This window comes from Microbulbifer sp. SE14 (assembly GCF_059834885.1).
This window is the reverse complement of sequence record NZ_JCBAJA010000002.1, coordinates 322,176-340,916: the sequence shown is the minus strand read 5'-3', so window position 1 is coordinate 340,916 and position 18,741 is coordinate 322,176. Positions and strand designations below refer to the sequence as shown.

19 protein-coding genes are annotated in these 18,741 nt (G+C 61.6%); 5 read left to right on the top strand and 14 right to left on the bottom strand.

What is annotated here, in order from left to right:
- Positions 1 to 34: 34 nt before the first annotated feature.
- On the bottom strand, positions 35 to 436 hold the full coding sequence (locus AC6R19_RS03005; protein WP_500578000.1) for a hypothetical protein: 402 nt from the start codon (positions 434 to 436) through the stop codon (positions 35 to 37).
- Between the two features lie 163 nt (positions 437 to 599).
- Here AC6R19_RS03005 and AC6R19_RS03000 point away from each other — a divergent pair, with 163 nt between their 5' ends.
- Positions 600 to 1,052, top strand: coding sequence for a methylglyoxal synthase (locus AC6R19_RS03000; RefSeq protein ID WP_500577999.1), 453 nt, complete (start codon positions 600 to 602; stop codon positions 1,050 to 1,052).
- Positions 1,053 to 1,237: 185 nt separating this feature from the next.
- The gene (locus tag AC6R19_RS02995; protein ID WP_500577998.1) at positions 1,238 to 1,660 is read left to right on the top strand and encodes an ExbD/TolR family protein; all 423 of its coding nucleotides are present in this window, start codon (positions 1,238 to 1,240) and stop codon (positions 1,658 to 1,660) included.
- A 186-nt stretch (positions 1,661 to 1,846) separates the two neighbouring features.
- Here AC6R19_RS02995 and AC6R19_RS02990 read toward each other — a convergent pair whose 3' ends face one another.
- Positions 1,847 to 2,629 carry a tryptophan 2,3-dioxygenase gene (locus tag AC6R19_RS02990; RefSeq protein WP_500577997.1) on the bottom strand — a complete coding sequence of 261 codons (783 nt, stop codon included), beginning with the start codon at positions 2,627 to 2,629 and terminating at the stop codon, positions 1,847 to 1,849.
- A 129-nt stretch (positions 2,630 to 2,758) separates the two neighbouring features.
- Between AC6R19_RS02990 and AC6R19_RS02985 the strand changes: the two genes are divergently transcribed.
- From AC6R19_RS02985 to AC6R19_RS02975, 3 genes are all read left to right on the top strand, one after another.
- Positions 2,759 to 4,006 carry a Zn-dependent hydrolase gene (locus AC6R19_RS02985; protein ID WP_500577996.1) on the top strand — a complete coding sequence of 416 codons (1,248 nt, stop codon included), beginning with the start codon at positions 2,759 to 2,761 and terminating at the stop codon, positions 4,004 to 4,006.
- Positions 4,007 to 4,232: 226 nt separating this feature from the next.
- Positions 4,233 to 5,147 (top strand): dimethylarginine dimethylaminohydrolase family protein, encoded by a 915-nt coding sequence (locus AC6R19_RS02980; protein ID WP_500577995.1) that lies wholly within the window; start codon positions 4,233 to 4,235, stop codon positions 5,145 to 5,147.
- 131 nt (positions 5,148 to 5,278) lie between these two features.
- The gene (locus AC6R19_RS02975) at positions 5,279 to 6,058 is read left to right on the top strand and encodes an enoyl-CoA hydratase (RefSeq protein ID WP_500577994.1); all 780 of its coding nucleotides are present in this window, start codon (positions 5,279 to 5,281) and stop codon (positions 6,056 to 6,058) included.
- A 79-nt stretch (positions 6,059 to 6,137) separates the two neighbouring features.
- Here AC6R19_RS02975 and AC6R19_RS02970 read toward each other — a convergent pair whose 3' ends face one another.
- From AC6R19_RS02970 to AC6R19_RS02915, 12 genes are all read right to left on the bottom strand, one after another.
- Positions 6,138 to 6,383: a TFIIB-type zinc ribbon-containing protein gene (locus tag AC6R19_RS02970; protein ID WP_500577993.1), complete on the bottom strand. Its 246-nt coding sequence runs from the start codon at positions 6,381 to 6,383 to the stop codon at positions 6,138 to 6,140.
- 202 nt (positions 6,384 to 6,585) lie between these two features.
- A complete protein-coding gene (glpQ, locus tag AC6R19_RS02965; protein WP_500577992.1) occupies positions 6,586 to 7,689 on the bottom strand; it encodes a glycerophosphodiester phosphodiesterase in 1,104 nt (367 codons plus the stop codon).
- Positions 7,690 to 7,916: 227 nt separating this feature from the next.
- Positions 7,917 to 9,272 (bottom strand): GntP family permease, encoded by a 1,356-nt coding sequence (locus tag AC6R19_RS02960; RefSeq protein ID WP_500577991.1) that lies wholly within the window; start codon positions 9,270 to 9,272, stop codon positions 7,917 to 7,919.
- A 43-nt stretch (positions 9,273 to 9,315) separates the two neighbouring features.
- Positions 9,316 to 10,977, bottom strand: coding sequence for a long-chain-fatty-acid--CoA ligase (locus AC6R19_RS02955; protein WP_500577990.1), 1,662 nt, complete (start codon positions 10,975 to 10,977; stop codon positions 9,316 to 9,318).
- Between the two features lie 131 nt (positions 10,978 to 11,108).
- Positions 11,109 to 12,695: a M48 family metalloprotease gene (locus AC6R19_RS02950; protein WP_500577989.1), complete on the bottom strand. Its 1,587-nt coding sequence runs from the start codon at positions 12,693 to 12,695 to the stop codon at positions 11,109 to 11,111.
- A 106-nt stretch (positions 12,696 to 12,801) separates the two neighbouring features.
- On the bottom strand, positions 12,802 to 13,464 hold the full coding sequence (locus AC6R19_RS02945) for a hypothetical protein (protein WP_500577988.1): 663 nt from the start codon (positions 13,462 to 13,464) through the stop codon (positions 12,802 to 12,804).
- Between the two features lie 12 nt (positions 13,465 to 13,476).
- Complete coding sequence (locus AC6R19_RS02940; RefSeq protein WP_500577987.1) at positions 13,477 to 14,118, bottom strand: hypothetical protein; 642 nt, start codon at positions 14,116 to 14,118, stop codon at positions 13,477 to 13,479.
- Positions 14,119 to 14,198: 80 nt separating this feature from the next.
- Positions 14,199 to 15,203, bottom strand: a complete 1,005-nt coding sequence (locus AC6R19_RS02935) for a VWA domain-containing protein (RefSeq protein WP_500577986.1) — start codon at positions 15,201 to 15,203, stop codon at positions 14,199 to 14,201.
- Positions 15,200 to 16,282 carry a vWA domain-containing protein gene (locus tag AC6R19_RS02930; RefSeq protein ID WP_500577985.1) on the bottom strand — a complete coding sequence of 361 codons (1,083 nt, stop codon included), beginning with the start codon at positions 16,280 to 16,282 and terminating at the stop codon, positions 15,200 to 15,202. The genes AC6R19_RS02935 and AC6R19_RS02930 overlap by 4 nt, the downstream gene beginning before the upstream one ends.
- Positions 16,272 to 17,576: a hypothetical protein gene (locus AC6R19_RS02925; RefSeq protein WP_500577984.1), complete on the bottom strand. Its 1,305-nt coding sequence runs from the start codon at positions 17,574 to 17,576 to the stop codon at positions 16,272 to 16,274. The genes AC6R19_RS02930 and AC6R19_RS02925 overlap by 11 nt, the downstream gene beginning before the upstream one ends.
- Positions 17,577 to 17,681: 105 nt before the next feature.
- Positions 17,682 to 18,476, bottom strand: a complete 795-nt coding sequence (locus AC6R19_RS02920) for a MotA/TolQ/ExbB proton channel family protein (RefSeq protein ID WP_500577983.1) — start codon at positions 18,474 to 18,476, stop codon at positions 17,682 to 17,684.
- 52 nt (positions 18,477 to 18,528) lie between these two features.
- Positions 18,529 to 18,738, bottom strand: coding sequence for a hypothetical protein (locus tag AC6R19_RS02915; RefSeq protein ID WP_500577982.1), 210 nt, complete (start codon positions 18,736 to 18,738; stop codon positions 18,529 to 18,531).
- Between the last annotated feature and the right edge of the window lie 3 nt (positions 18,739 to 18,741).

Below are 18,741 nucleotides of genomic sequence, written 5' to 3'. Positions count from 1 at the left end.
GCCAATGGGCTATCGTCACTCACCACCTAACCACTTAAAGAGGCCCGTAGGGCAGGTAGCGGTTGTCGGAATTCTGCCTGATCCACAGCAGCTGGTCCCGGCTCAGTGGCGCCTTGCGCTGGCGCAGTGCTTTCGCCAGCGGGATCACCGGCGACTCGGCGCCCGCGTCCCAGCCGGGCAGCTGCATTTCCGCCAGGGTGAAAAACCGGATCAGCTTCCATAGCTGCTCGCTGTCCCAGTTCTCGCTCTCCTCCAGCCAGCGCTGCGTCGGCAAACGCATCAGCTGCGAGGCCTGTTGGTCCTGTTGCTGAAGCGACTCCTGCAGGGGGGAGGGTGACTGTGCCGCGGCGATAAAGCGCAGCAGCAGATCGCGGTTGATTTCTTCACTGGCGCTGCCCTGTGGCTGCTTCTCCGGCTCCCAGGCTCCGACACTCATTGCATGACATCCTTTAACTGTGCGAACAGCTGCGCATTATAGCGATCTGCGTTGCGTGCCGGCTATCGGGGGAGGGGATTCCCGAGGGGGGGACCCCATCGGCTGCTGTAAGGGGTAGAATGCACGGACCAAGTAGAAGTAAAGAGACAGCACTGAGGACAGGATGGATTTTATCTCGCAGCCGCTGCCGGCGACCAAACGCGTGGCGCTGGTGGCCCACGACAATCGCAAGGGTGCCCTGATCGAGTGGTGCAGCCGCCACCGGGAACTGTTGTTGCGGCACCAGCTGATCGGCACCGGCACCACCGGCAGCAAGATAGAAGCGGCCACCGGCCTGAAGGTGGAGAAGCTGTTCAGCGGCCCCATGGGTGGCGACCAGCAACTGGGGGCCAAGATCTGCCAGGGCGAGATAGACCTTCTGGTCTTCTTCTGGGACCCCTTCGAGCCCATGCCCCACGACCCCGACGTCAAGGCCCTGCTGCGCATCGCCGCGGTGTGGAATATCCCCGTGGCCTGTAACGGGGCCAGCGCGGATATGATGGTACGGTCGGCGCTGATGGATGCCGCATTCGAGCGCGAAGTACCGGACTACCAGGGCTATCTGGCCGGCAGATAGTCGGCTTTATTGCTCAAATTATGATCTGAACGGATTGGGCTCGCTTCTAACTTATTGATTTTTAAGGGGTTTTTGTTGGGGGTGTAGCTTCCCCTTGCAATGCTGACAATTTCGCGGCAATCTTGCCCACCTGATGAGACCGGTCAATCCGGCGCCATTCGCATTAGATAACTGTACGGTGTTTTATGAGTAGACGACGCGGTAAGGCCGTAGAAGAGGAAAAAGCCGATATCGACCTGACGCCCATGCTGGACGTCGTGTTCATCATGCTGATCTTCTTCATCGTAACGGCGTCCTTTGTTAAAGAGAAAGCGCTGGACGTGAACGTGCCCGATCCGGAACAGACGCAGCAGACGCCGCCGGATCCGGACAAGCAGAACATCCTGCTGACGGTCAATGCCAACGACGAGATCTGGATGGGTACCAACCGCATCGATACCCGCGCCGTCCGCGCCCGTATCGCCCAGCTGTTCGCGGAAAACCCGCAGGCCATCGTGATCGTGCGCGCGCACAACAAGTCCAGCGCCGACACCTATGTCCAGATCGCCGACGCGGCCAAGGAAGTGAATCCGGGTATGCAGGTCTCCCTCGTACCTTTCGAGGATTGAGTGCCCTTCGGGGGCTAAGCGGTCCCTGAACCCCAAAAAAGCCGGCAATGCCGGCTTTTTTTCTGCCCGCGTTCCGGGCATTCCCTTCTTTGTAGGAGCGGCCGTTGGCCGCGATCGATGAGTGGGAGTTCCTCATGGTCCGATCGCGGCCATGGGCCACCTGCAGTGCGAAACTGCCAGTCCCTCTCAGAACTCCGACCGGATCGCCCACAGATCCGGAAACACCGGCTTGAACAGCGTGCCCTGCAGGTAGCCCACGCCGCTGGAGCCGCCGGTGCCCATCTTGCTGCCGATAGTCCTCTCCACCATCTTCACATGGCGGTAGCGCCACTGCTGCAGCGAGGTGTCGATATCCACCAGCGCCTCGCAGATCTCGCTGACCAGCGGATCGTTGCGATAGACGTCGATCAGTATCTTCTGCACCGCCGGGGACGGCGGAGCCACCTGACTGAAATCCCTGTTCAGTTCACTCTCCGGCACATCGTGCCCTTCCTTGACCAGGAAGTTCAGGAAGGCATCCCACAGGGTCGGCGCCTGCAGGCGTTTTTGCAGGCGCAGGTAGTGATTCGAGCCCGGCTCGTAGTTTTCCAGCTTCTTCGGATCCTTGGCGCCATAGAGGAACTCCAGTTCGCGGAACTGGAACGACTGGAAGCCGCTGGCGGTGGACAGGCGATCGCGGAAGGACATGAACTCCAGCGGTGTCAGCGTCTCCAGGATATCCACCTGCTGGATCAGGGTGCGATATATCGCGTCCACCCGCTTCAGTGTGTGCAGGGCGCGGTTGCGCTCGCCGCCGTTAAACAAGCGCACCAGGAAATCCAGCTCATGCAGCAACTGCTTGAACCACAGTTCGTAGCTCTGGTGGATCACGATAAACAGCAGCTCGTCGTGCTCCGGCCCCTCGGACAGCGGCCTCTGGCACTGCAGCAGCTCGTCTACTTTCAGATAGGAACTATAAGTAACGGTCATAGGGTATCGATACCTGGTTGCATTTTGATCAGTCGCGAAATAATGCTCTCTTTAAGCGGCGCTGATCAAAACTAAAATTGCGGAAAAGACATTAATATTGGCGCCATTATAAGGTTTGGAGCCCGGCAAATGGAAAAATCTATACAAGATCTGCGCATCGACGGCGCACGCCTCTGGGACAGCCTGATGGAAATGGCCCGGATAGGCGCCACCCCCGCCGGCGGCTGCAACCGCCAGGCCCTGACCGACGAGGACAGGGAGGGTCGCGATCTCTTCCTGAAATGGTGTCGCGACATCGGTTGTGACATCCGCGTGGACCGCATGGGCAATATCTTCGTCCGCCGCGCCGGCGCCGACAGCGACATGCCGCCGGTGATCACCGGTTCGCATCTGGACACCCAGCCCACCGGTGGCAAGTTCGATGGAGTCTACGGCGTGCTCGCCGGGCTGGAGGTATTGCGCACCCTGGAGGACCGGGGCGTGCAGACCAGGGCACCGCTGGAAGTGGTGGTCTGGACCAACGAGGAGGGCGCGCGTTTCTCGCCGGCGATGATCGGCTCCGGCGTCTGGGCCGGTGAATTCTCCCTCGACTACGGTCACAGCCGCGAGGACAAGGCAGGCAAGACCATCGGCGCGGAGCTGGAGCGCATCGGCTACTTGGGCCAGGCGCCGGCGGAGCCGAAGCCCGTTACCGCCGCCTTCGAGGCCCATATCGAGCAGGGCCCGATACTGGAGAAACAGGAGCAGCTGATCGGCGTGGTCACCGGTGTGCAGGGCATCCGCTGGTACGACGTCACCTTCCACGGCACTCCCTGCCACGCCGGCCCCACGCCCATGGCGGACAGGCGCGACCCGGTGCAGGCCCTGGCCTGGCTGTGCGAGCGCCTCTACAGCGAAGTGAAGGCTTACTCGGACGACGCCCGCATGACCTGCGGTGACCTGCGCGCCGAGCCTGGCAGCCGCAACACCGTGCCGGAGAAGGTGGTATTGGCCCTGGACCTGCGCCACCCGAAGCCGGAGGGCCTGGAGCACCTGCACCGCACCCTCTACCGGCTGGCGGGGCAAGTGGAGGAAGCCACCGGGGCGACCATAGACGTGCGCGAAGAGTGGCACTCACCGCCGGTGCAGTTCGATGAGCAGTGCATAGCCGCGGTCAACAGCGCGGTGGAAAAGCTCGGCTACAGCCACCGCAAGATGGTCTCCGGCGCCGGCCACGACTCCGTCTATGTCTCCCGCGTGGCGCCGGTGTCGATGATCTTCGTCCCCTGCGCCGGGGGCCTGTCCCACAACGAGGCCGAATCCGCCGAGCCGGACCACCTGGAGGCCGGCTGCAACGTGCTGCTGCACGCGATGCTGGAAAGGGCTGGTGTGGCCTGAAAAATTCGACGTAACGATCCACCCCAGGACCCGGAAAGAATAGCGGAGCCAGATGCGAAGGCGCTGGTGCCGGGGGGCATTTGGGAAAAGCGCCTGCGGCCGGTGAACAGACCGATGAGGTTTTTTCCCAAATGGCCACCGGCAGCAGGGCCGTCCAGGTCTTCCATGCTGGCGACAAGGGGTGCGTAGTTACAACCCAACAATATTGAGTCTGGAACCAAGATAGATGACTGAATTCACCCTGAAACACCGCAAAGACGAAGGCGGCACACAGCCCCTGGAAAACTGGGGTATGGACTCCGAGTACGGCCTGCTGCGCGACGTATTGATAGGTCCTGTGGACAACTTCAGCTGGCGCACCGGCAACGCCAGCGCGCGCCGGGCCGAGCGCCTGGGGATGAAGTTCGACCACGATGTGGCCGCCGCCCAGCACGCGGAAATGCTCGACGCCTACCGCCATGCCGGAGTGAACGTTCACTTGATCCCCGCGGACAGCAGCCTGCCCTACCAGATCTACGGCCGCGACTCCTCGGTAATGACGCCCTGGGGGCCCATTGTCACCCAGATGTACAGCCCCTGGCGCCGCGGCGAGTGGGTGTCCATCGTCAAGAAATACGCCGAGCTGGATATCCCCATCTACGACTGCATTACCGCCGGCTCCCTCGAGGGCGGCGACTTTATGGTGCTGGAGCCCGGCGTCATCCTCTGCGGCTACTCCGGCGAGCGCACCAGCAAACAGGGCTTCGAGCAGATGAAGGGCTGGATCGAGAAGGAGGGCTGGGAGGTCAAGGGTTACCCCTTCGATCCCTTCTTCCTGCATATCGACGTGATGGTGGCCATGCTGGCGGAAAAGCTCGCTGCCATCTGCGTGGATGCGGTGGAGCCGGAGCTGGTGCAGTGGTTCAAAAACCGCAATATCGAGATCATCGATATCCCCTTCCCGCAGATACTCGAGCTGGGCGTCAACGTGGTCGCCCTCGGCAACGACCGCGTGATGCTGCCCAAGGCCAACAAGGGCCTCGCGGAAAAATGCCGCGCCCACGGACTGGAGGTCATAGACCCGGATATTTCCATGATCACTCCCGGTGGCGGCGGCGTGCACTGCATGTGCCAGCCGCTGCGCAGGGATTCGGTGGCCTAGGCCGGGCGGCTGCTGGCGTCAACGAAAGTGGTCGATTAGGAACTCGCCCGCGGCGCTACAGCGGTTACCATGGGGCTATTTGGTACAGTCCCTCCCTTGCGGGAGAGAGTGCAAAACAACCGGAGAAGCCCATGCAAAGCCCCTGTGCAGAAATCCAGGCCCAGGTCACAGACCGCGTACTGGAGATCACGATCAACCGCCCGGAGCGCAAGAACGCTCTCACCATGGCCATGTACAGCGCCATGGCCGAACTGCTGAACGGCGCCGCGGACGATGCCGAAGTCCGCGCTGTGATCATCTCCGGTACAGAAGGCGTGTTCACCAGCGGCAACGACCTGATGGACTTCCTCGGCGGCTCCGCCTCCGGCGCGGATTCGCCGGTCTTCCAGTTCATGATGGCCCTCTACAACTTCCCGAAGCCGGTGGTGGCGGCGGTCAATGGCCCCGCGGTTGGCATAGGCACGACCCTGCTGCTGCACTGCGATATGGCCTTCGCCGGCAGTGACGCCATGTTCCAGATGCCCTTTGTCAATCTCGGCCTCTGCCCGGAGTACGCCTCCAGCTATTTCCTGCCGCGTCTGGCGGGCCACGCCAAGGCCTCTGAACTGCTGCTGCTGGGCAAGAAGTTCGGCGCGGGCGAAGCGGTGGAAATCGGCATCTGCAACGCCGCAGTGTCCGCCGACGAGACCCTGAACCGGGCGCGCGCCGCCGCCGCCGAATTGGCCAAACAGGCTCCGGAAGCGGTGAGGGTGACCAAGCAGCTGCTGCGCAAGGGTACACACCAAGTCGGCATGGAGGTGATCCGGGACGAGGCCGGACACTTCCAGCACCGCCTGGCGTCGGAGGAGTTCAAGGAGGCGGCCACCGCCTTTATGGAAAAGCGTCCGGCGGATTTCTCCCGCTTCGAGTAAAGCAGCAAAAAGCCCCTCGATGGGGCTTTCTGCTTATGGGCGTAAGATCTCTCGGTGGTTGCGCCGGAGGGGGCGACGGTCAGAAGTCGAACAGTTCGGTAATCAGGTTTCGCTTTTGCTTGTGTGGCGGACGGGTCTGCTTTTCGCCGGCTGCCTCTCCTGAACCCGCTTCTGCTGCCTTCTCCGCGGTAGAGTGCGCGATGATTTTTTCCAGTTCGCCGCGATCCAGCCAGATACCGCGACAGCCGGGGCAGTAGTCGATTTCTATTTCATTGCGGAGCCTGGTCTCCAGACTGGCATCTTTGCATACGGGGCATTTCTTCATGGCGATCTCCGGATAGGTGGCGCGAAAGTCCGTTGTCGCGCCGGAACCTCAGGGAAGAACAGGTGCTAACAGATAGCCTATACCAATTCCGCCCGCCCGGCCGGTCGCCCTATGAAAATCGACAGCCGCGTCCCCGGCGGTTATCGCGCCCGGGGGCACATGGCTTGCCGCAACTCTCGGGTTGGCAGCAATTGCGCTTCCGCTAAGGGCGGGGGGCTTTCCCCTCTGATCTATTGTTCCCGGGTTTGGCCGTTCGCGACAGATAGGCGACAACCTTGTCCGGGTGATCGGTAAACAGACCGTCCACTCCCAACTGGTCGACGAACAGTTGTAGCAGGTTTTCGAAGCTGTCGATCCCCTCCGGTATCTGTTCCGGGTCGGCGCGGAAGGTGTAGGGGTGCACCAGCAGCTTCTGCTTGTGGGCTCTCTGCAGCAATCCACTGGACACGGGTCGCCCGTTCTCCAGGTGGGCGAGCATCATCGCCCAGGGGCCTATGCCGTCGGCATAGGTGGCAATTTTCTCCAGGCCACCGGGTTCAAGCATCCAGTCGTAGCTGTAGTTGACCAGTTCTCCCCCGGATTCGACCATCTTCTCTCCCCACCCGGTGTCCGCGATCAACTGCACCAGGGGCAGATCGACGCCGAGGCGCGGCATCAGTTCCCCCTTGATGCGCTGCAATTCTTCGGCGTCGAAGCTCTGCAGGAAAATCTTCTGTCTGTGGTCTACGTAGCCATACTCTTTCAGCTTGGCCAGCGCCAGTGCGGCTATGTCCTTGCCTTCACGGTGGTGAAACCAGGGTTTCTTGATTTCCGGGTAGATGCCGATGTCGTAGCCCAGGGTGCGGTTCAGGCCCTGGATCAGCTCGATCTCTTCGGCCAGGGTGGAGAGCTGGAAGCTGGATTTCCACAGCGGGAAGCGATTCGGATATTTGGCGCGCCTGTCGCCGTCAGTTTTTACAAAGGTTTCGGTAACCCGCAGCTGCTTCAGTTCCTCGAGGGTGAAGTCGATGGTGTAGTAGTGGCCGTCGTCGCGGGCGCGATCCGGAAAGACCCGAGCCACGTCGGTGGTTTGGTCCAGGAAAATATCGTGCATCACGATCAACTGGTCGTCCTTGCTCAGCACCAGATCCTGCTCGATATAGTCGGGGCGCATGGCGTAGGCCAGGGCTTTGGCTTCCAGTGTGTGCTCGGGCAGGTAGCCGGAGGCGCCGCGGTGGGCGATGACCAGGGTGGCCTGGGCGGTACCGGCGACCAGGGCCAGGAGTAGTGACAGGCAGAGGGAGAGCTTCGGGATGCGTCGGGTCATTGTTCTTGTGGCGTTGAAATTCGGGAGCCCCTGTATACAGGACAATTGTTACAACTTAGATTGTAACTGCACACCCCCTTGCCAATAAGAGAGGTCTGGGCGGCCCTGCTACCGGTGGCCATTTGGGAAAAAGCCTCATCGGCAAACATTTCCCAAATGGCCACCGGTATCAGCGCCTTCGCATCAGACTCTGGCATCCGAGTCCCGGATTCGGTAAGTAGTTACCTTTAAATCAGGAACAGCCCCAGCAGTGCCACCACGGCCATGGCGCTTATTCCCTGCAGCAGGGTGGCGGCGGTCAGGGTGCGGTAGCCCAGGGCCACGTCCATCTTGCTGAACTGGGTAACTACCCAGAAGTAGCTGTCGTTGACGTGAGAGACGGTCATGGCGCCGGCGCCGATGGCGAGAACCACAAGCACTCTCCCCATCTCACTGTCCAGCCCCATTTCATACAGAAGCGGGGCAACAACGGTCGAGGCGGCAACCATGGCGACGGTGGAGGAGCCTTGGGCGCTTTTCAGTGCGGCGGAGACCAGAAACGGCATGAACAGCCCGACGTTGGGGTGTGACAGGGCCTGGCTGAGCAGGGTGCCGACACCGGAGACTTTCAGCACTTCGCCGAGGGCGCCCCCGGCGCCGGTAATCATCAGCACCGGCGCAGCGGTCTTGATGCCGGCGGCTACGTGTTTGGAAAGTTGTGCGATCTTTTTGGGTCCGCGCAGCAGCAGGCAGGCCAGCCCGAGACCTACCAGCAGGGCGTTCATCGGTTCCCCCAGAAAACTGCACAGCTGGCGCAGCGGAGGGATGTTGCCGAGGGGACTGTCGGGGAGGTTGACGATGGAGCCCAGGCCCATCAACGCAATGGGTACCAGGATGGGCGCGAAGGCCCGGGCGGGCCCCGGCAGCGAGCCGTAGAGTTTCACCAGTTCCCGACCGTGCTCGACTGTCCCGTCTTCGGCGTCGATTTCAAGTTGTACTTGGGTAAACTTTCGCGACCAGTACCAGCCCACCAGTGCGGCCACCGCGGCTACCGGCAGCCCCAGCATAATCACGGTGCCGAGGTGGTGCTCCAGCTTCAAGGTAGTGGCGGCGGCAACAGGACCGGGTGTGGGGGGCACCAGGGTATGGGTTGCAAAGAGCCCGGTGGCCAGGGCTACGCTCATGGCGCAGTTGGAGACCTTGAGCTTGTCCGCGAGGGAGTTTTTCAGCGAGTTCAGGATGACGTAGCCGGAATCGCAGAAAACCGGAATGGCAACCAGGTAGCCGATAATCGAGATGGCCAGGGTGGGCATTCGCTCCCCCAGCAGGCGGATGGTGGTCTCCGCCATGGTGATGGCGGCGCCGGACCTTTCCAGGATAATGCCGATAACGGTACCCAGCAGGATCACCAGGCCGATATAGCCGAGCACGTTGCCGAAACCGCTGCCGATAACGTTGGCGATATCGACCGCAGGTATGCGGCGGTAGGCGACGGCAGTGAGAAAGCTGGCCAACAGCAGGGCGAGAAAGAGGTGCAGCTTGAATCTCGTGGTTACCAGTATGATAAAACCGATAACGGCGAGCAGAATCAAAACCTGGGGCACGCTCTTCCTCCCTGTCCTGGGGGTTGGATGACCTCTGTTCCCGTCAGGCAGTCTCGGCCTGGGGCCAGCGGTAATCGACGAACTGCTGGCGCAGGTCCTTCTTGCTGATCTTGCCGGTGGCCGTGTGGGGCAGTTCCCCGGCTACTACGCAGTCGTCCGGTATCCACCATTTGGCCACATTGCCTTCAAAGGCCCGGAGAATTGCCTTCGGCTCCATCTCGACGCCGGGAACCGGCACCACCACGAGCAGCGGGCGCTCCGCCCACTTCTCGTGGGCCACACCGATCACCGCCGCTTCGGCCACACCGTCCAGTGTCATGGCGAAGTTTTCCAGCTCGATGGAGGATATCCACTCGCCGCCGGATTTGATCACGTCCTTGGTGCGGTCGGTGATGCCGAGATAGCCGCGCGGATCTATGGTGGCCACGTCGCCGGTATCGAACCAGCCGTCGGACGTCAGGGCGGATTCCCCGGCCCTGAAATAGCGCTCGCAGACCCAGGGGCCGCGCACCTGCAGGGCGCCGAAGGCCACTCCGTCTTGGGGCAGTGGCAGGCCCCGTTCGTCGACGATGCGCATTTCCACCCCGTAGGCGGCGCGGCCCTGCTTCAGGCGCAGGGCCCGGGCTTCGTCCGCCGGGAGTGAATCCGGAACCCGTGGGTTGTAGGTACCCAGTGGGCTCATCTCGGTCATTCCCCAGGCGTGGTGAGTATAGACGTTATGTTTGCGTTCGAATTCCTCCATGATGCTCCAGGGGCAGGCTGAGCCGCCCACCACTACGCGGTTGAGACTCGGAATCGTCTGTCCACTCTCGCGCAGATATTTGAGCAGGGCCAGCCAGACGGTGGGCACACCGGCGGCGATGGTGACGCCCTCCTGTTGCATCAGCTTGCTGAGCGTTTCGCCGCAGCCCATTTTCGGGCCGGGGAACACCAGCTTTGCACCCACCGCCGGCACCGCATAGGGGATGGACCAGGCGTTGACGTGGAACATGGGCACTACCGGCAGGACCGCCTCGTTGCCCTGCAACGCGAAGACATCCGGCAGCAGGACGCCATAGGTGTGGAGTACCATGGCGCGATGGGAGTAGAGCACTCCCTTCGGATTGCCGGTGGTGCCGGAGGTGTAGCAGAGGGCGGCGGCGGTGCTCTCGTCCAGCTGGGGCCAGTCGAACTCCACCGGCTCCAGAGTCAGCAGCTCCTCATAGCAGTGCACATTGGGCAGGCTGGTTTCGGGCATATGTGCGCTGTCGGTGAGCAGGACATAGCCCTTCACTGCGCTGAGCTTGTCCGCCAGGGCTTCCAGCAGCGGCACGAACATGGGGTCGATAAACAGCCAGCGGTCTTCTGCGTGCTCGACAATATAGGCGATCTGCTCCGGGAACAGGCGAGGATTGATAGTGTGGCACACCAGGCCGCTGCAGGAGGTGGCGTAGTAGAGTTCGAAGTGGCGGTAGTCGTTCCAGGCCAGGGTTCCGATGCGATCGCCGGGCTGGGCACCCAGCTTCTGCAGGGCGTTGGCCAGCTGCGCGGTGCGCTCGAAGGCCTCGCGATATGTGTAGCGGTGCTGCGGATTGTCCGCGGTGACGGAGACGATTTCGCTGTCGGGGAAATTGCGCTGCGCGTGGCGCATGACGCCGGTGAGGGTGAGCTGGGATTGCATCATCATGCCGAACACGGGGAACTCCTTATTATTATCGGTTTTCATTTGTTGCTTTCCGGTGGATCTATCTGCGCTGTGCTTCTCTCGGTAGGGGCGAGCCTTGTGTTCGCCCAGAGGGCCTTGCCGAATTCCACAAGGGCGAACACAAGTTTCGCCCCTACATGATTTTGTGGTAATTACTGCACTATCTTGATCCACTCGCCGGGCTTGGGCTCGCCGCGCGGGTAGTAGCCGTTCAGCAGTCGCAGTTGTTCCTCTGCGTATTCGCCGATCTCCATATGCCTCGCCAGGGAGGCGAAGGTGGTTTTCTCGTTGGCCTGGACGTAGCGGACGCGCTTGATATCCGGTTGGATAATGTCAGTTTTGCGCAGCGGGCGGAAGCTGCGGATGCTGGTCAGGAAGAGGTTGTCATATTCGTTGAGGATTTCCGCATCGCCGATGGATGCGTCGTTGATCCTGCCCTCGAGAATATACTGGCGGCTGCCGTAGTAAATGACTGCCACTCTGTCCGGATCGGCATCGTCCGCGGCGGGCAGCTTGCCGGTGTGGCCCACCAGGCGGTATTGGTTCAGCTCTTCGTCCTGCTCGAGATCGCGCACGTCGTAGACCTCACGCAGGGCCATGTCGGCGGGCTGGTTGTTCTTGCGCTGGTCCACCTTGATGGTGATGGTCGCCACACCGTCCGGTGCGGTGCCGACGATGGCGGAGCGCTGGTTCTCCACCTTCCAACCCTCGGGGAACAGCAGGGAGAAGCCCAGGCGTTTGTGGTTGTAGCGGTTCTTTTCCGACTGCTGCGCATTGTGCCCATAGACCAGGCCGTCGGTCTTTTCCCGGTAGTATTCGATCTTGGTGATCTTGCGGTCTTCCGGCAGCTTGCCGGCGGCCTCCACCACTTCCTGCAGGCGGATGTCATTGCGCGGGTGGGAGGAGAAGACGCCGTGGTAGGTCTGCTGCTTCTTGCCCTCTACCCTCGCGCGGCGGCGGGCGAAGGTCTCCTGGTCCTTGAGCAGGGCGATCACATTGATCATCGCCTGGGGATCGTAGCCGGCGTTGTACATATACTGGGCGCCGAAGCGGTCCGCCTCCAGCTCCATATCGCGGCCGTAGCCCTTGACCGCCGCCGTGCTCCACAGGTTCGCCACATCTCCGACCACGCCGCTGCCGGTCACCAGCACCGACAGCACCGAGGCGACACCGGCGCCGGTGGCGGCGGTCTTCTGCCGTACCGCGTGGCGCGCGGTGATATGACCGATCTCGTGGGCCAGTACCGCGGCCATCTCCGCCTCCGAATGCAGGTAGGTGAGCAGTCCACGGTTGATATAGACATAGCCGCCGGGCAGGGCGAAGGCATTGATGTCCTGGCTGTCGATAATCGTGAAGTGGTATTTGATGTCCGGCCTGTCGCTGGCCGCGGCGACTTTCTGGCCGACGTGTTCCACATAGGCGGTCAACACGGGATCACTGTAGATGGGGGTGCTTTCCACCAGCTTCTGGTGCATCTCCCGACCGATTTTGATTTCCTTCTCCTCCGACATCAGCACCAGGTCCGGGCGGTTGGTGGCCGGATTGAAGGCGCAGCCGGCGGTGGCCGCTATCAGGGTGCCGATGACCATGTATTTGAAATAATGTGTAACTGCTCGCCTGCTACTAGTAAGGAAGGTCTTGGCAGCCCTGCTACCGGTGGCCATTTGGGAAAAAGCCTCATCGGCAAACATTTCCCAAATGGCCCCCGGCATCAGGGCCTTCGCATCGGTTTCTGGCATTCTTTTTCGAGTCCCGAGTCCCGAGTCCCGGGTCCCGGAGGATGAGCAGTTGCAATATTTATTTGAATAGTTCATGGCTCCTTCCCTCCCTAGCTAAATGACCAATTCAGGATTTGCTGTCGGCGGTGGGCAGCAGGAACTGCTGCAGTTGTGCCGCCATGCCTTTGCAGGCGTTGTTCTGTACCCGCGCAATCAGCGGGATGGGCACTACGATGGCGGGCATATAGGAGGTGCCCTTGGCGTCCGCGCTCAGCTTGCCGGACAGCTCCTGGTCGCGGAAGTCCCACACCGACGCCTCGTAGTCGGATTCCTTGTCCCAGGTGCCGAAGCCGAAACAGCCGGCGCCGCCGGTGCCGATGGAGCAGCCGATGGAGCCGGCGCTGGCGGTGGTTTCGGTGGAACCGTCTATCCACACGATATATTTGACGCCGTAGGCCTCCATGCGCTCCCGCACGTTCGGGATCTCCATCAGCCGGTCGAGGGAGCGCAGGTGCATGGGTGCGGTGCGCGGCTCGAACCAGGGATACATGGCATCCACGAAATGCTTCTCCGGAATCACTTTTACGCCCCGGTCCGGATCGTGCAGCTGCCGGCCCACGCAGTCGATCAGGTCCGGCTCCGTTTCGTATTCGCTGGAGTGGCGGCGTCCGAGAATAACTATCGAGTCGCCGGCGGCCAGTTCGCCGTCACTGCGGCGGTACTCGTCGATGACGACAGTGGTGCAGCCGCTGAGCAGCGCCAGGCTAAAGACAAATAATGACTTGAACACGACAACCTCCTGTTAATCTGCGCCGGGCTCGTTCGCGGAATCGGTTTCCTTCAGGGAAAGGGCGCGCTGTTTGCTGGCGAGCAGGGCCTGCAACTCCGGCACCCGTTCAAACCCTGTGTAAAGTGTGGCACCGGCATCCCGCAGGGCCACGTTGATCGCCTGGGCCAGGGCATCCTCCTGGGATTTCAGGAAGGCGGTGGGTGTTTTGCCGTAGGCAGTGATCACCCAGCTGGCAAGTGATTCGCCCTGCTGGTTATAGGCGTGCATATCGTATTTGATCCACACCTCAAAGATATTCACACGGGTCTCCCGCGGCATCGTGAACTGCAGCTCGCGTACTTCGGGTACTATCACCAGCTCGACATTCTCCGGCAGGTTCTGCGGGTAGGAGGACAGGGATATGGTTTCGGTGAACATGGAACCCAGAACCGTCTCGAACAGGTTCTTCTGTGCTCGCCCGGTGTTGATATTCCACTCATCCCTGTCCTCACTGTCCTCGTGGTAGGTGAAGTTGCGGAAATCCTCGCTCAGGTAGACACCCACGGTCAGCGGGTGTTGCTGGCCCACCGGCTGTGGGTATTTACCTTCCACACGCACGGTGTGCGAGCAGGCCGCCGCCAGCAGTGCCACCAGTAGCAGGATGATTTTCGCCATCCCCAAAAATCTGTACCTTGAAAACTCCATTTCTCTGTCCTCGGTTGCTCCCCACCCGATTGCCAACTGACTGCTGCCGGCTATCGAAAATCGTTTAACCCCACGAAAGTGCCGCCGTTGCGATAGGTGAGTTCACGCATCAGCGCGGCGAACCGCAGGCCGGTGGTCTGCAGGTGCGGCGGGCGGGAAAACTGGATCGGGAAGCCGATCGCATGAATGCGCACATTGCGCTTGCCCTCGCCGTGCTGGGCGTTGACCCGGTCCACCGCGACCATCACGCGGCGGATGGAATTGCCGGTAAATTCGTCCCCCAGAACATAGATACTGATCTTCTTGTCCGGGTCGTAGAAACTGCGCACTGCCTTCTGTATGCCCTCGACGGGGCTGGAATTGCTGAAGGGGTTCCAGGAGCGCAGGCGCTGCAGTATGGCCTGGCGGCGGCCCGGCGTGTCGGGAATCCATTTGTCGCGGTAGTTGGAGAACATATAGTCCCCCATATCGTTCATCACCTGGATGCCCTTGACGTTGGGATACAGGTCGAGGGTGTTGACCATCTCGTTCATCATCCGGTCCCAGCCGTAATTGAACATACTGCCGGAGGTATCGATGATGAACAGGATATATTCGCTGTCCACCGGGATGCCGCCGATGACATTGTTCTTGCGCTGGTAGTTTTCCCCCAGCAGGCGGCGCATTTCCTCGGTCATGGTCTGCAGGGCCACGGTCAGCTCGCCCTTGAGCTTGCCCTCCTCGCTCTCCCCTTCGGTCTTGCGCGCGTAGAGTGCCTGTAGCGTGTCCAGTTCGCCGCGCAGCTTGGCGATACGCTCGCGTTCTATGTCCAGCTGCTCGCGTTTGGCATTGAGGTCGCGGTTGAGGATGGTGGTCTCGCCGCGGATCTCCGCCAGTTGGTGCTGCAGCTCTTTCACCTGGCCTTCGAGGTCGACCTCGGCCTGTTCCAGTACTACGGGCTCCATCGTCTTGGCGATCATCAGCAGCAGTACTATGGCGCCGAAGCCGCAGCAGATCACGTCGAGGAACGAAATGCTGAATTCCTCCTGGTTCCTTTTGTTGCGATTGCGCCTCATGGCCAGTCCCTCGACGGCGCCAGGAAGGATCCCTGGGTTTCCATGGCGAGCTTCCAGAATTCGCTGGCGGCAAAGGGGTCGCCCTCCATCGGAGCGAGAATCACATTGACCGGCACGTTTTTCGGCAGGACCTTGACCGCGCGCTTGAACAGCTCGCGCCTGTCCTTGCCGGAGATGGTGTTGCCGCGGGGCCTCTTCATGCCCTGGGTGGGCAGGCCGTCGGTAATGAGGATGATATTGTCCGGTAGCGGGTTCATGGCGTTGACGGCGTTGAAGACGCGCTCCAGGCTGGTGCCCTCGTCCGGCACTATCTTGTCCAGCTCCTTGATGGCCTTGTCCAGTTGGTCGCGGTCGTCCACGTTCAGCCAGCGGTCCTCGGTGCCGGCAATCGCGGCGCGAAAGCCGGTGTTGAAAGTGTAGATCTGGTACTGGCTGTCCTGGGGAAACTGCGCGGTGAGCCAAGAGACGGTATTGATGGCGCGGCGCCATTTTTCGGTCTCGCGCTTGACCCGCGACGACATATTGCGGGTGCGGATCACCTTGATCAGTTCGTCGCCCAGCATACTGGCGGAGGAGTCCAGCAGGATCAATATGCGGTCGCCGCCGAGGCGCAGGCCGGTGAGATACTGTCTGTCGCCATCGCCGACGAACTTGCGCACATTGTTGCCGAGTTTCTTGTTTTCCTCCTCGAGGCTTTTCTTGGCTTCCTCGAGCTTTTTCAGTTTTTCCTGCAGGCGCTTGATATCCTGCTCCTCGTCGGCACTGTCGATCTCGGCGATATTGCCCTTGACCGCCTCTATCTGCTCGATGATGCGCCGCGCCAGTCCCTGGGCCTCCGCCAGTTCATCGCTGGTGATGTCCAGGGTATTGCGGGCCAGCACCAGGTGCTCGCGGCCGAAATCCACTTCCTCCTGCAGCAGGTTGACCTCCGCCGCCAGGTCCATGTTTTCCGCCTCTATGTCGTGATCGGAGCCGTGCTTGATGATCAGGAAGATCAGCGCCACGGCACCGAAGCCGCAGGACATGATGTCGAGAAACGACAGGCTGAAAGTGGAAAACCTCCTACTTTTACGCGCCATAATGCTCCACGCTGATTGCGGTGATCACTTCGTCGTAGTCCGCCACGCCGATCCTGTCGCCGGCGCTCAGGTTGACTGGCGCCGCTATCTCCGCGCCGTTCAGCATCAGCTGTGTGCCGGCATCCACCCGCAGTGCCAGCTTGCCGGCGTGATTGGTCACGGTTGCTGCGGGGTGCTCCGGAGGCGTCGGGGTTACGTTGAGCCTGCCCTCCTGCCAGTAGACAAACAGCGGCTGCCGCGCCGCCAGGGCGCGGTGGCCGAACAGCAGGTGGGTCGCCGCGGCCTCGGCGGCGCTGTTGACCTGTACCGCCACCTCGTTGGCCGGCGCCGCGCTCAGCGCATTCACCAGTCGCAGCGCGGCGGTCTCGCTGTGTATTTCCTGCCAGCGCTTGGCCACCGACTGGGCGATGCAGTTGTGGGCCAGCAGGTGAATGCGCTCGGCCAGTTGGGCGCCGCCGGGAATCTCCGCCCAGCGGTGGGAGACGAACACCACGCCGTTGCCTTCGGCGAGGTTCTCGATCATGGCGCGCACCCGCGACAGTATCGGCGTGCTGGCGTCCTGCAGCTGGTGCAGGCTGACTTTGGCGGTGCGGTCGTCCAGCTCCGCCATCACTTCGCCCTGGCGCATGGCGCGGTTGACCCACTGCGGCATCATGTCATAGAGCTGCTGCTCTGCCTCCGCCGAGTGCAATGGGTCGAAGCGGCACTGCATGATGAAGGCGTCGGTAAACACCCGCGCCCAGGCGTCCTGGAAATTCTGCAGACCCGCATCGGTGACCGTCTCGGCGATATCCAGTACCGCCTGTTCGTGCACGGCGACGCGGCTGACCAGGGTCTGCTGGCGCTGCAGTTCGATATGCAGGTGTACGCCCCGGGGCGCCACGCCGCCGACACAGGCGGTGGCTGCGTCCACCAGGCCGACGGCGTTGACCGGGCTCTCGTTGACGATGCCGAGCAGCAGCGCCAGCTGTTCGCGGGTAAAGTTGCCGGGCACCGCCAGCATCACTTCTTCCGGCAGGTCGCAGTGCTCGGCGATTTCCTGCAGGTGGCAGTAGGCCAGGTCCGCGTGGTGGCGGCAGCGGGCGTTTTCGGATTTCAGGGACTCCAGGCTCAGGCGGCGCCAGAACTGGTTGTTGACCTGGGTGGGATGGCTGCGCGCGCGCATCAGCGCGGCGGTGCCTACATGGATGAGCTGGTTTTCGATGACCGCGACACCGGGGCTTTCCAGTACCTCGTCGGTGCCGGTGAAGACGCGCAGGCCGCAGTCGTTGATTTCGAGTACGCCTTGGGTCATGGAGTGATTTCCTTTTCAACTTCCGGGGCGGGCCGTAGCTGGCCCTCTCCCCCGGCCCCTCTCCCGCCAGCGGGAGAGGGGAGCTATTCTTTCGGGTTTCGGTTTTCAGCTGACTTTCAAGAACCTGAGCAGGTTGCTGTCGCAGTAATTCTGCGTATCCAGTACCAGCCGCTCCTGCATCAGCTGCAGCTGGTGGGTGAAGAACATGATTACGATGCTGATCACCAGGGCGACGAAGGTGGAGTTGAAGGCCACGCCGAGGCTGACGGTCACGCCGGCAATGTCGCCCTCCACCGCGCGGTGCGCCTGGGACAGGGCCTCGCCGATACCGCGCACCGTGCCGATAAAGCCGATGGAGGGAATGGCCCAGGTGATATAGCGCACCATCGCCAGCTCACTGTCCAGGCGGTCGCCCTCGGTGTCGCACACCTCCTTGACGGAGTTGGACACGGCGGCGACGTTTCTGGTGGAACCGAATCTCTGCAGCGCCGTGAGCAGGGCCCGCGGCAGCAGGAAGTTCCGCTCCTCCTCCGGCAGTGCCTGTATCGGCCGTGACAGATCCCGTGCGTCCTCCGGCAGTATCGGCGTGCCCTCCCTGACGTTCAGTAGCGCCTTGTCCAGCAGTTGGCGCTCGCGCATGCTGCGCCGCGCCTTGAGCCCCATGATCGCCAGGGCCCAGAGCATCAGCACGAAGCAGGCTTCCTGCTCGTAATCGCGCATCACGATATAAAGGGAGCGCTGCTGCACATAGGTCTCGCCTGCGGCTTCCCGGGCCAGCTGTTCCTCGATCAGGACATCTGCATTGGGGCGGATAATGGCCACGTAGATGGCGTGCACCAGGATGATCGCACCGAGCAGAGCGAACAGCTGGAAAATGAAGTCGGAGGATTTGAATTTCATGGCATTGCTCTTTTGCTGCTTTTGAGAGAGTCGCTCTCTGGATGTCGATGGGCTAAATATCGATTGGATAGGAGACCGACAGATCCTCGGAGATCTCCTCGGAGGCCTTGTAGTCGTCGGCATCGCTCTCTTCGTTCTTCTTGTCGGTCTTTGCCTGCGCGACTTTTACCGGTTTCTCTCCTTCGCTCTCTTCGGTTTTCTCCTGGGCCACAAGTGGAGCCGACAGGTACAGTAGGCTGAGAATAATGGCTGGCCATTTCATTGC